Raw genomic sequence first — 14,180 nt, forward strand, 5'->3', positions numbered from 1 at the left:
TAAGATCGACTAAGTTATGTCAGCCAGAAACTTCAGCAGTGCGTCGGTGACAAACTGCGGATTCTCCAGATTGGAGATATGCCCCGCCTCCGGTACCAGGAGATACGGGCAGCCGATCAACTCGGCCATCTCCCTTGTCTCCGACGGCGGCCGCGGTTTGTCCTGGTCACCACACATCAGCAGCGTGGTGTCAGGATTCAATTCGCCCAGTCGCGGCAACAGATCATCGCGCCCAAACGTAATCCGTCCCATCGGCACGATGCTTTCGCGCAGACGCTCCGGCGGCAGTGCGGCCAGTTTGGCGCGGAAATCCTGATACAGCGCCGATTGCGGATCGATGCCCGGACGGAAGAAGATCGGCACAACGATATCGAGCAACTGCGGCGCAATCACGCCGGTGTCTTCGATCTGTTTGAACAGCGAGAAATAGTACTGGCGAGTCGGTTCCGGCTCGACGCCGACGTAGGTGTCCATCAGCACCAGACCATTGATCCGCTGCGGTGCCGACAGCGCCAGACGCACGCCCCACATGCCGCCGACCGAGAGACCGACCAGCGTGACACGGTCGATGTCCAGGTGATCAAGCAACGCCAGTGCCTGGCGCGCAATGTCATCCAGCGACTGTGTGCACTCGGGCATCCGCCCGGATTCACCGTGCCCCCAAAGGTCCAGAGCGATCACCCGGTATTGCTGCGACAGGGCGGCGATCTGCGGCGCCCACATGGCCTGGTCCCACAGATAACTGCCGGCCAGCAGAACGGCAGGGCCAGTGCCTTGATCAAGGTAGTGAAGGGGTTGTCCATCAACCGTAACGAAGGGCATTGACTGTCTCCTCTCGCAAAAAATGGAGCAGGCAGACTGTGCCGGAGTCGTTCCACAGTCAACCTGCCAAAGATCAAAAGATCGCAGGCTTCGCCAGCTCCTACAGGGGTCTAAGTACACCCGTAGGAGCTGCCGCAGGCTGCGATCTTTTGACTTTAAAGCCCCTCCAACTCCGCCATCAGATCATTGAGGCGATCCACCTTCTCCTCGGTGATATCACTCGCCGCCAATCCATCGATGTACTCGGCCAACTCCGCCACCGTGCTGCATTCGAACATCGCCCGCAGCGGTACATCACGTTGCAGGGCTTTCTGCACCCGCGAAGCGATCTGCGTCGCCAGCAATGAATGCCCGCCCAGCTCGAAGAAGTTGTCGCGAATACCGACCTTCTCGACCTTCAGCACCTCGGCCCAGATATCCGCCAGCGTCTGCTCCAGTTCATTGCGCGGCGCCTGGTAGTCCTGACTCTGCAACTGACCGATCTCCAGCGCCGGCAAAGCCTTACGATCAAGTTTGCCGTTGGCGTTGAGCGGCATGCGATCCAGCCATAGCCAATGCAGCGGCACCATGTATTCCGGCAATTCAGCGCGCAGGCGTTGTTTGATGCGTTCCAGTCGCTCGGTTGGATTGATCAAAGCATCAGCCGCCACCAAATAGCCGACCAGATGTTTGCCGTTGACGCCTTCCTGTACACCGACCGCCGCTTCGCGGACTTCCGGTTGCTCATGCAGACGCGCCTCGATTTCACCCAGCTCAATGCGGTAGCCACGGATCTTCACTTGATGGTCGATACGCCCGACGTATTCCAGCACGCCGTCACTGCGACGACGGGCCAGATCGCCGGTGCGATACAGACGATCACCCGGTTCACCAAACGGATTCGGTACAAACACCTGCGCGGTGCGCAGCGGATCGCTCACATAACCGCGCCCTACCCCGGTGCCGGCGACACACAACTCCCCCACCGCACCCAACGGCACCAGTTCCAGCGCGCCGTCGAGCAGGTACAAACGGTTGTTGTCAGTCGGCGTACCAATCGGCAGGTAGCTACCGTGCGTCGACGCCATGTCGACGCGGAAGAACGCCACGTCATCCGAGCATTCCGCCGGCCCGTAAGCATTCACCAACCCGATCTCCGGGTAGCGCAGCAGCCACTGGTGCGCCAGCTCCGGCGGCATTGCCTCACCGGTCGGCAGCATCCAGCGCAAGCCATCGAGGCTCATGCGTTCCTGGGCGAGCATGCCCTGAATCAACGACGGCACGCTTTCCAGCACGGTAATGCCCTGGGCCGCCACATGCGCCAGCAACCCTTGCGGATCATGGGCGATGGTGTTCGGTACGATGTCCACCCGAGCGCCGAACAGCGGTGCGGCGAGGAACTGCCAGACCGAAATGTCGAAACTTTGCGAGGCGGTCTGGGCGATCACATCGGCATCGCTCAAGTTCAGGTAAGGCACCTTGCTCAACTGGTTATTGAGCATGCCGCGCTGTTCGACCATCACGCCCTTCGGCAGGCCGGTCGAACCCGAGGTATAGATCACGTAGGCAAGGTTGTCCGGGCCGCTGTAGATGCCCGGATTGGCAACCGAAACATCGCTCGCCTGCACCTCATCCCAAACCAACAACGTGGGCCGGTTGGCACAACCGAACTCATCCAGCAGCGCCAGCGCTTGCTCGCGGCAGGCCTGAGAACACACCAGCAACGGCGTGCGGCTCAGGTCGATGATCCGGCTCAGACGCTGACTCGGCAGCCCCGGATCCAGCGGCAAATAACCCGCGCCAGCCTTGAAGCTGCCGATGATCATGCCCAACAGATCGAGGTTACGTTCAGCCAGCAACGCCACCGGTTGATCCAGCCTCACGCCTGCAGCGATCAAGGCGTGCCCGAGACGGTTACTGCGCTCATTCAGCTCAAGGTAGCTGTGCTGCTGATCCAGGCAACTGGCGGCAATGCGCTGTGGATGCTCGGCAACCTGCGCTTCAAACAATGAGACGTAACTCTGCTCAAGCGGGTACTCGTGTTCGCTCTGGTTGCAGCCGTGGAGCAGAAAGTCTTGCTCATCAAAGCCCAGCAACGGCAGATCGGCCATGTCGCCGTGGAAACCTTCGACCAGTGCCAACAGCAACCGCTTGAACTCGCCGAGCATGCACTCGACGGTCGACTCATCGAAATAACGCTGGTCGTAAGACAGGTGCAAGCCCAGGTCATCGCCCGGATAGCAGACCGCCGTCAACGGGAAGTTGGTGTGGGTGCGGCCCGAATCCGAGGTCGCGTTGAGGCTTTGCGCACGGTCCAGCACCGAGACTTCCACCGGGGCGTTTTCGAACACGAACAGGCTGTCGAACAACGGCTGGCCCTTGGGCAGTTCGCTGTTTTCCTGAATGCTCACCAGCGGCAGGTATTCGTACTCGCGCAGTTGCATGTTGCTGTCGAGCAAACCGCTGAGCCAATGACGAACGCTGCAACGCTGGTCGTCTTCCGGCATTTTCACCCGTAGCGCGATGCTGTTGATGAACAGCCCCACGGTGCGTTGCATCTCCGGCATGTCCACCGGACGCCCGGCCACCGTGACACCAAACAGCACGTCGCGATCACCGCTCAAACGGCGCAGCACCAGCGCCCACGCCGCTTGAGCGAAGGTGTTGATGGTCAGCTGATGAGCCTGAGCCAGTTCGCGCAGTTGCGCACCGTCACGGGCATCGAGCCGCGTGTAGCGGTCGCCGACGATCATGCCGCCGCTTTCGCCGGCATGTTCGCGCAGGAACGGTCGGTCGCTCGGAATCGGCGTGGTCCGCTCGAAGCCTTGCAGGTTGGTTTTCCACCACTGCCGCGCCTCGGCCAGGCTTTGGCGTTGCAGCCAGCCGATGTAGTCGCGATAACGCGGTGGTACGGCCAGCTGCGCGTCCCGGCCTTCGCCCAGTGCGGTGTAGATTTCGAAGAAATCATTCATCAGCAGCGAACGGCACCAGGCATCGATGAGGATGTGGTGGTTGCTCATCATGAACCAGTAGCGCGCCGCGCCGACCTTGATCAGGCGCAGGTGGAACGGTGCCTGATTGAGCAGATCGAACCCGGCCTCGCGCTCGCTTTTGAGCAGCGCCTGCAACTTCGGCTCTTGCTCGGTTTCGGCGATTGCCGTCCAGTCCAGATACTCGATCAGCGTGCTGCCCGGCTTGTGGATAACTTGCAGCATGTCTTCGCCGACGTTCCAGCAGAACGACGCGCGCAGGGCTTCGTGACGGGCAATCACCGCTTGCCAGGCCTGGGCGAAACGTTGCGGGTCGAGCTCGCTGTTGATGCGGTAGCGATCCTGCATGTAGTAGAGGCCGGTGCCCGGTTCCAGCAAGGTGTGCAGCAGCATGCCTTCCTGCATCGGCGTCAGCGGGTAGACGTCTTCGATGGCGGCGGCCGGGATTGGCAGCGCGTCGAGTTGTGGCTGGGTCAATTTCGCCAACGGGAAGTCCGACGGCGTCAGGCCGCCCGCATCGTCGTGCAGGCAATGCTCGATCAGGCTCTGCAATTCGCCGAGGTAAGCGTCCGCCAGGTCGGTGATGGTCTGCGAGTCGTGGCGTTCGGCGCTGAAGGTCCAACGCAGCACCAGCTCACCGCCATAGACCTGACTGTCGACGCTCAGCTCATTGGGCAGCGGCGCGCGAGGATCATGGGCCGCGCCGACCGCTTCATCGAGAGGACGGAACAAGGCGTCCGCGCCGAAGCTCTGGTCGAATTGACCGAGGTAGTTGAAGGTGATCGGCGCCACCGGCAAGGCCGCCATGGTCTGCCGGCTCGAGTCATCGGCGAGATAACGCAACACGCCATAACCCAGACCTTTGTGCGGCACCGCGCGCAGTTGTTCCTTGATCGCCTTGATCGAGGCGCCCTGCTCGTCCGCGGGTATCAGCCGCAGCGGATAAGCGCTGGTGAACCAGCCGACGCTTCTGGTCAGGTCGATCTCGTCGAACAGCGCTTCACGGCCGTGGCCTTCGAGTTGAATCAGCGCCGATTCGTGACCGCTCCAACGGCACAGCACGCGGGCCAATGCGGTCAGCAGCAAGTCGTTGACCTGAGTGCGATAGGCACTCGGCGCTTGCTGCAACAATTGGCGGGTGCGCTCGCTGTCGAGGCGCACGCTGACGGTTTGCGCATGGCGATTCTGCCGGCCACCCTCGGGGCGATCACACGGCAATTCGGCGCTTTCACCGGCCAGTTGTGCCTGCCACCAACTCAGTTCTTCACGCAAGGATTCGCTACTGGCATACGCCTGCAAGCGTGCGGCCCAGTCCTTGAAGGCACTGGTTTTCGCCGGCAGTTTTGCCGACTGCCCCGCGTCCAGTTGGCGATACACCGTTTGCAAATCGTCCAGCAACACCCGCCACGAAACCCCATCCACGACCAAGTGGTGAATGGCGATGAACAGCCGTTGTTGCCCCTCGGGACCATCGACCAGCAGCGCGCGCATCAGCGGCCCGTCCTCAAGGTCGAGGCTGCGCTGGGCATCGGCGAACAGTGCCGCGCATTTGTCCATGGACGTAACGCGCACTTGCCAAAGCACCGGCGCGTTGGAAACCGCTTGGTGCTCGGCTTGCCATTGGCCTGCAAATTCAGAGAAGCGCAAACGCAAGGCGTCGTGCTGTTCGATCACAGCCAGCAGCGCTTGCTCCAGACGATGGGGCTCCAGCGCCACGGTCGGTTCCAGCAGCAATGCCTGGTTCCAGTGTTGGCGCTGGGGGATGTCGGTGTCGAAGAACCAGTGTTGAATCGGCGTCAGGCGCGATTCACCGGTCAGCAAACCTTGTTCGGCGGTGATCTGCTCGGTGCGGGTCGCCACGGAGGCCAGGGTCTGCACGGTCTGGTGCTGGAACAGGTCACGCGGGCTGAAGTGAATGCCCTGCTGCCGCGCACGGCTGACCACCTGGATCGACAGAATCGAATCGCCGCCCAGTTCGAAGAAGTTGTCGTTGAGGCCGACCTGCAGAACGTTCAGCACTTCGCACCAGATAGCGGCCAGCGTCAGTTCAAGCGCGTTGCTCGGCGCCACGTACTGCTGACGGTTCAGCTCCGGGTCCGGCGCCGGCAATGCTCGGCGGTCGAGTTTGCCGTTGGCGGTCAGCGGCATGCTGGCCAGCAGGATCAAATGCGTTGGCACCATGTAATCCGGCAACTGGGATTTGAGGTGCGCCTTCAACGCCTCACGCAGTGTGTGTTGTTGCGCTTCGTCTTGCTCGGTGACTTCAGTCACCAAATAGCCGACCAGTTGTTTGCCGCTCGGGGCATCCAGCGCCAGCACCACGGCTTCACGGACGGAGTCGTGTTCCAGCAGACGGGTTTCGATTTCGCCCAACTCGATGCGGAAACCACGAATCTTCACTTGATGGTCAATGCGTCCGAGGTATTCCACCAGACCGTCGGCGCGCTGACGCACCAGATCGCCGGTGCGGTACAGACGCCCGCCAGTGGCGGCGAACGGATCAGCCACAAACCGTTCGGCGGTCATCCCCGCACGCTGGTGATAACCCTGCGCCAGACCAGCGCCGCCGACGTACAACTCGCCGGTCGCGCCTTGCGGCACCAGCGCCAGATCGGCATCGAGGATGTACGCCACGCGAGCGCCAATCACACTGCCGATCGGCACGCTGCCGAGGCCTTCTTCCAATTGCTCTGGCGCCAGACTGGCCAGGGGCATGACCACGGTTTCGGTCGGGCCGTAGGCGTTGAAAAACAGGCTCGGCTTGAATGCCGCGCGAATTCGCGCCAGATGCTCGCCGGTCAGCGCTTCACCGCCGGTGATGCACATGCGCACCGGCAGGATTTCGCCCTGAGTCGCCAGCCACTGCGCCAATTGGCTGCCGTAGCTCGGGGTGAAGCCGAGAATGTTGATGTTGTGACGGCGAATCAGCCCGCAGATTTCTTCCGCGTCCCACTGGCCCTGTGCTCGCAACACAACCTGAGCACCACTCAACAACGGCACCAGCAAACGCTCGGTCGCGGCGTCGAAGTTGATGGAATAGAAGTGCAGCTCGCAATCGTCCGGGCGCATGCCGAAGCGTTCAATGACCGCTTGGCAATGCATGGCGATTTCACCGTGGGACACCACCACGCCTTTCGGTTTGCCGGTAGAGCCCGAGGTGTAAATCAGGTACGCCTGATGCTGCGGCAGGCTGATAAATGGCAGCTCGGTGGCCGGGTAATTGGCCAGCTCTGCTGCGTCCTCCTCCAGGCACCAGCGAGCGACAGTTGCCGGCAGTTCGCCGAGCGCCTTGAACATCGCCGCATCGCTGAGCAGCAAACCGATGCCGCTGTCTTCGATCATGTAGTGCAAACGGTCCAGCGGGTATTCCGGGTCCAGCGGCACGTAGGCGCCGCCCGCCTTGAGGATCGCCAACAGGCCGACGACCATGTCCAGCGAACGCTCAAGCGCCAGACCGACCCGAACCTGCGGTCCCACGCCCCGCTCGCGGAGCATCCAGGCCAGGCGATTGGCGCGGCTGTCGAGCTCGGCGTAGCTCAAGGTTTGCCCGGCGAAGGTCAGTGCCGGTGCATCTTTGCGCGCCAGGGCCTGCTCGCTGAACAGGTGATGAATGCACTGGTCGAGTCGGTGTTCGCCCGGCTCGACGCCGAGGCTGTCGAGCAGGTGTTGTTGTTCGGTGGCTTCCAGCAGCGGCAGCTCACTGAGGCGCTGTTGCGGATCGGCCAGCAGCGCTTCCAGCAGGTTGCGCCAATGCCCGGCCATCCGTGCAATGCGCGGTTCATCGAACAGATCGGTGCTGTAGGTCAGGCAGCAACCCAGACGATGGTCGAGGTCGGTGACTTCCAGGTTGAGGTCGAACTTGGTTGAGCGGGCATCGTTGGCCAGGTATTCGACGGTCATGCCGGCGAGTGTGCGGCTCTGCTGGAATTCCCAGCGCTGCACGTTGCACATCACCTGGAACAACGGGTTGTAAGCCGCGCTGCGCGGTGGCTGCAACGCCTCCACCAAATGATCGAACGGCAAGTCTTGATGGGACTGGCCTTCGATCACGGTGTGGCGAACCTGCTCGAACAATTCGCCGACGGACATCTGCCCGTCGAGCTGGCAACGCAGCACTTGGGTGTTGAGGAACGCACCGATCAGCCCTTCGCTTTCCGGACGAATCCGATTGGCCACCGGCGCGCCGATGCGCAGGTCGGTCTGGCCGCTGTAGCGGTAAAGCAGCACGGCCAGCGCAGCGGTCATGGTCATGAACAGGGTCAGACCGTTTTGTGTATTGAAGGCACGAACGCGCGCGGCAAGAGCATCGCTCAGGTCGAAACGGAACAGTTCACCCTGATGGCTTTGTACCGGTGGACGTGGACGGTCACCCGGCAACTCCAGCAGCGGATGTTCGCGACCCAGTTGCGCGGTCCAGTAATCGAGTTGGCGCTGACGTTCACCGGACTCCAGCCACTGGCGCTGCCAGACGCTGTAATCCAGGTAGTGCACCGGCAGCGGCTCCAGCGGCGATTCGCGGTCATCGACGAAGGCCTCGTAGAGCGCGCTGAGTTCCCGGGCGAAGATGTCCATCGCCCAGCCTTCGGTGACGATGTGGTGCAGGGTCAGCACCAGATAATGTTCGTGCTCGGCGGTCTTGACCATGCAGGCGCGCAGCAGCGGTCCGGTTTCCAGATCGAACGATGTATGGGCTTCGTCGTCGGCCAGTTGCTGCACTGCCCACTCGCGGCCATCGGCATCCAGCGCGGAGAAGTCCTTCCAGTCCATGCGCATGCCGGTGTCCGGGTGAACCCGTTGCCGGGCCACGCCATCGATGCTCGGGAACGTGGTGCGCAGGGTTTCATGACGCATGATCAGTGCTTGCAGCGCGGCTTCGAAGCGCCCGACATCGAGCACCCCGCGCAGCCGCGCCATACCGCCGACGTTGTAGGCCGGGCTGTCCGGTTCCATCTGCCAGAGGAACCACATGCGCTGCTGGGAATAGGACAACGGCACCGGTTGGCTGCGGTCGACCTTTTCGATCGGCGGCTGCTGGTTGGTTTTGCCGCTGGCCTGGATCAGTTGAACCTGTTCGGCAAACGCGCCCAGTTCACTGTTTTCGAACAACGCGCGCAGCGGCAACTCGACGTCGCAGGCCTGACGAGTACGGGAAATGATTTGCGTGGCCAGCAAGGAATGGCCGCCGAGTGCGAAGAAATCGTCACGCAGGCCGATCTGTGTTTGGCCCAGCACTTCGCGCCAGATGCCGGCGATTTGTTGCTCGAGGGCAGTGACCGGCTCGACGTGTTCGCGCACTTGCCATTGCGGCTCTGGCAAGGCGCGACGATCGAGTTTGCCGCTTGGGCTCAGGGGCATTTCGTCCAGGCGCATGAGTTGCGCTGGAACCATGTATTCCGGCAACTCGGTTGCCAGCGCAGCTTTCAGGCGTGCGGTTTGAGCATCAACATCTTCTGTGGAGTCGGTTGCGGTGTAGTAACCGATCAACTGCCCACCGGCCGCCGTTTCGCGCACCAGCACCACGGCTTGAGCGACACCATTCTGAGCCAGCAATCGTGCTTCGATTTCTTCCGGTTCAACGCGGAAGCCACGCAGTTTGACCTGCTGATCGAGACGGCCGAGGTATTCGATCACACCGTCGGCGGTCCAGCGCGCGCGGTCACCGGTACGGTACAAACGCGCGCCCTGCTCTCCCAGCGGATCGACGACGAAGCGTTCAGCGGTCAGACCCGGACGACCCAAATAGCCACGGGCCAGACCGATACCGCTGATGCACAGTTCGCCCGGCACACCGGCCGGAACGGGATTGAGTGCCTCATCGAGCACGCGGCACAGCACATTGCCCAGCGGACGACCAATCGGCGAGCGTTCTCCATCGGCGGTTGTGCAGTGCCAATGAGTGACGTTGATCGCGGTTTCGGTCGGGCCGTAGCGGTTGTGCAATTGCACGGCGGGCAGTTGTTCCAGCACGCGGTTGCGCAGTTCGGCGGGCAAGGCTTCGCCGCCGGAGAAAACGCGGCGCAGGCTGGTGCACTCGGCAGTCAGCGGTTCGTCGATGAACAACGAAAGCAGCGGCGGTACGAAGTGCAGCGTGGTCACGCCGAATTGCTGAACCAGTTGCGCGATGCGGTGCGGATCGCGGTGTTCGCCCGGCCCGGCAATCAGCAAGCCTGCACCGGTAATCAGCGGCCAGAAACACTCCCACACCGACACGTCAAAACTGATCGGCGCCTTTTGCATCAGCACGTCGGTGTCGTTCAGGCGATAGGTGTTCTGCATCCATTGCAGGCGCTCGGCGAGGGCTGCGTGGGTGTTGCCGACGCCCTTCGGCTGGCCGGTGGAGCCGGAGGTATAAATCACGTACGCCAGGTTGTCGCCGTGCAAGTGCAGGCCCGGTGCATGGCTCGGCCAGCTCTCCAGATGCAAGGCGTCCATGGCGATCACGCTGACGCCATCGGTGGCCGGCAAGCGCTCGAGTAATTGGGTCTGGGTCAGCAGCAATTCGACGCCGCTGTCGCTGAGCATGTAGGCCAGGCGCTCGGCCGGGTAATCCGGGTCCAGCGGCACGTAGGCGCCACCGGCCTTGATGATCGCCAGCAGGCCGATCAGCAACTGCGGCGAACGCTCGGCGGCGATGGCCACGCAGACATCCGGGCCGACACCTTTGTCGCGCAGGTAATGGGCCAGTCGATTGGATTGGGTGTGCAGTTCGGCGAAGTCCATGGCGCCGCCGTCCCACATAAGAGCGGTGCGCTCCGGGGTCAGGCGAGCCTGTTCGTTGAGCAATTCCGGCAGCCAAACGCTGGCCGGTGTGCACGGTGCGGCGCTCCACGATGCTTGCTGATCGAGCTCGGACGGGGTGAGCAATTGCAGATCGCCGATGGCGGTTTTCGGTTGTTCGCAAACGGTTCGCAGCAGGTTGCTGAAATGGTCGGCCAGACGCTCGATAGTCGCCACGTCGAACAGTTCGCTGGCGTAGTCGAAGGACAGACTCAGGCGACCATTACGGTCTTCCTCGCAGTGCAATTGCAGGTCGAACTTGGCTTCGCGGCTGTGCCACGGCAGCTCTTCAGCCAGCAGCCCAGGCAAGCGACGCAGTGCGCTCAAGTCCCGTTGCTGGTGGTTGAACATGACCTGGAACAAACCTTGTTCGCGGGCTTGCGGGAAGGCTTCGAGCAATTGTTCGAACGGCAGATCCTGATGCGCTTGTGCGTCCAACGCCGCCCGACGGGTTTGCGCCAGCAGTTCCACGAATGGCAGCTGCGAATCCAACTCGGCGCGCAGCACCTGAGTGTTGATGAAGAAGCCGATCAACCCTTGAGTTTCCAGACGCGGACGGTTGGCGTTGGGCACGCCGATACGGATGTCGCGTTGACCGCTGTAGCGGTGCAGCAGGCTCTGGAACGCGGCGAGCAACAGCATGAAGGAGGTGGATTCATGGGCCTGGGCGGTCTGGCGAATGGCATCGCTCAGGGTCGCGCCCAGCTTCACAGAATGGCGGGCAGCCGTGTGAATGTGGTGCGCCGAGCGCGGATGATCAGTGGCCAGGCTCAGGGTCGGATGATCAACGCCCAATTGCGCTTTCCAGTAAGCCAGCTGACGCTCGCCCTCCCCTTGCACCAGCCATTGACGCTGCCAGCTGCCGTAATCGGAGTACTGGGTCGGCAATGCCGGAAGTGTCGCTTTTTGTCCTTGTGACGCGGCGGCATACAGACGCGAGAACTCGTCGATCAGCACGTTCAGCGACCAACCGTCGGCGATGATGTGATGCATCGTCACCAGCAGTTGATGGTCCTCTTCATCGAGGCGCACCAAGGTCACCCACAGCAGTGGGCCTTTCTCCAGATCGAATTGAGTGCGGGCTTCGTCCTCACGAATTTGCTGCGCACGGACTTCACGCTCGGCAACCGGCAGGTCGCTGATGTCGATGAGTTGCAGGTTGAATTCGCTCGCTGCATCGACCTGTTGCAGCGCCACACCATCACGCTCGAAGAACCGGGTACGCAGGGATTCATGACGCTCGATCAGCTGTTGGAAACTGACGCGCAAGGCGTCTTCATCCAGCTCGCCGCGCAGGCGCAAGGCGCCGGGAATGTTGTAGGCGCTGCTCTGCGGGTCGAGTTGCCAGGTGATCCACAGACGGTTTTGCGCCAGCGATTGCGGCATGGTTTCGGTACGCGACAGCGGGGTGATCGTGCCTTGGGCGAGTCCGCCGTCCTGTTGTTGCTGAGCGACTGCGGCGGCAAACGCGCCGAGGGTCGGCGCTTCGAACAACAGGCGCAGGTTCAGCTCCAGACCGAGTGTTTCTCGCAGACGTGCGACCACCTGAGTGGCGGCAATGGAGTTGCCACCGAGCAGGAAGAAGTGATCGTCGGCGCCGATCTGTTTGACGCTCAGCTGTTCGCACCAGATCTGGCCGATCAGGGTTTGCAGTTCGGAACCTGATTCAGTCGCGGATTTGCTTTCGATGTCTGCCGACGGGAACAGCGCATAGCTGTCGAGGCTGCCGTCCGCCAGACGATTGCGGCATGCCGAGCGTTGCAGTTTGCCGCTGGAGGTCTTCGGCAACGCGCCCGGATTGAGCAACACCACCACGCTTGGCGCTTCCTGATACGCCTCGGCCACGGCTTGGCGGATGGCTTTGATCAGGGCGTCGGGCGGGAGGATTTTTTGCACGCTGCGGCTGATTTCCGCCACAATACCGATACCTTCCTGACCCTCGATGTTCACGGCAAAAGCGGCGACACGACCTTTGCGCACCACCTCCACTTCGCGTTCGATGGTTTGCTCGATGTCCTGCGGATATAGGTTGTGGCCACGGACGATCAACATGTCTTTCAGGCGCCCGGTGATGAACAGTTCACCGTTGCGCATAAAGCCCAGGTCGCCGGTACGCAGCCATGTACGGCCGGCGTGTTGAACGAAGGTTTTGGCGCTGGCCTCCGGGTTGCGCCAATAGCCGTGGGCGATGCTTGGCCCGGCGGCCCAGACTTCGCCGACCGCATTGTCAGCCAATTCGTTGAGCGCTGTCGGATCGACAATCAACACCGCGTGATCCGGCTGACTGATGCCGCAACTCATGATCGCGCTGCCGTCGCCCGGTTCGGCACGGTTTTGTGCCAAGGCTTGATCGTCCACGCGCAGGTTGCCAATGCCCTGGCCGCGAGGGCTGCCGGCCACGAACAGCGTCGCTTCGGCCAACCCGTAGGACGCCATGAAACTGTCTTGGGTGAAACCGCAGGCCGCGAATTTCTCGGAGAAGCGTTCCAGCGTATCGAGGCGAATCGGTTCGGAACCGGAATACGCCACCCGCCAGCCACTCAGGTCGAGGCGTTCCAGGGCCGATTCACTGACCCGCTCACTGCACAACCGATAGGCAAAGTCCGGCCCACCGCTGATGGTACCGCCGTACTCGCTGATCGCTTCCAGCCAGCGCAACGGCCGGCCAAGGAAATACGCCGGCGACATCAACACGCACGGCACGCCGCTGAAAATCGGCTGCAACAGACCGCCGATCAGGCCCATGTCGTGGTACAGCGGCAGCCAGCTGACGATCACATCGTCGGGATTCAGATCAATGCCGAAGCCGTGGCGAATCAGCAGTTCGTTAGCCACCAGATTGCCGTGGCTGACTTGCACCCCCTTAGGCAACGCGGTGGAGCCGGAGGTGTATTGGAGGAACGCGATGTGGTCGTCTGCAAGTTCCGGTGCCACCCAATGTTCGGCCAATGCACTGTCGAGCGTATCGACACACAGCAACGGCGGCGCGCCCTCTATGTGCTGCAACGCCTCGAGCAGACCGGCGCTGGTCAGCAGCAGACGCGGTTCGGCATCGCTGATGATCGACAGCAGACGCTCCTGGTGATGACGACGCGCCGACTCCGGCGGATAGGCCGGCACTGCGATCACACCGGCGTACAGGCAGCCGAAGAACGCCGCGACGTAATCCGGGCCGCTGGGAAACAGCAGCACCGCGCGATCGCCAAACGCAGCCTCGGCCTGCAACGCGCCAGCAATGGTCCGCGCCCGCTGATCCAGCTCGCGATAACTGAGCACCACAGCCTGATCCTCGGTTTCGGCGAGAAAACGCAAGGCCACCCGGTCCGGCGTCAGGGCCGCACGGCGCTGAAGGGCTTGGACCAGTGTGCTGGGGAGTTCGAACGCGTCGGTCATGAGGTTTCCTGCCTGAATTCGGCTTGCAAAGTGAAATCGGTTTTCTGACGTCACGCCCCTTCGAGGGCGTGCAGGACGCGGTCTTCGCCGACCGCGCAAGGCTTGGGAATGTTGTTTTGGCCGTAGCCGCTACCCGGAACCATTCACCAATGAGAACGGTTGACCTCTTGAAATAATTAGTCGGCAGGCCTGATCGCCAATGGGACTGCGGTGCCGCAA

Annotated in this window: 2 protein-coding genes; both read right to left on the reverse strand. The window is 62.1% G+C overall.

The window, feature by feature from the left end:
- Positions 1-9: 9 nt before the first annotated feature.
- Complete coding sequence (locus ACYZTZ_RS19625; RefSeq protein ID WP_461999444.1) at positions 10-822, reverse strand: alpha/beta fold hydrolase; 813 nt, start codon at positions 820-822, stop codon at positions 10-12.
- A gap of 155 nt (positions 823-977) precedes the next feature.
- Positions 978-13,961: a non-ribosomal peptide synthetase gene (locus ACYZTZ_RS19630; protein WP_461999445.1), complete on the reverse strand. Its 12,984-nt coding sequence runs from the start codon at positions 13,959-13,961 to the stop codon at positions 978-980.
- Positions 13,962-14,180 lie beyond the last annotated feature (219 nt).

It is taken from the genome of Pseudomonas sp. LB3P58 (assembly GCF_054897895.1).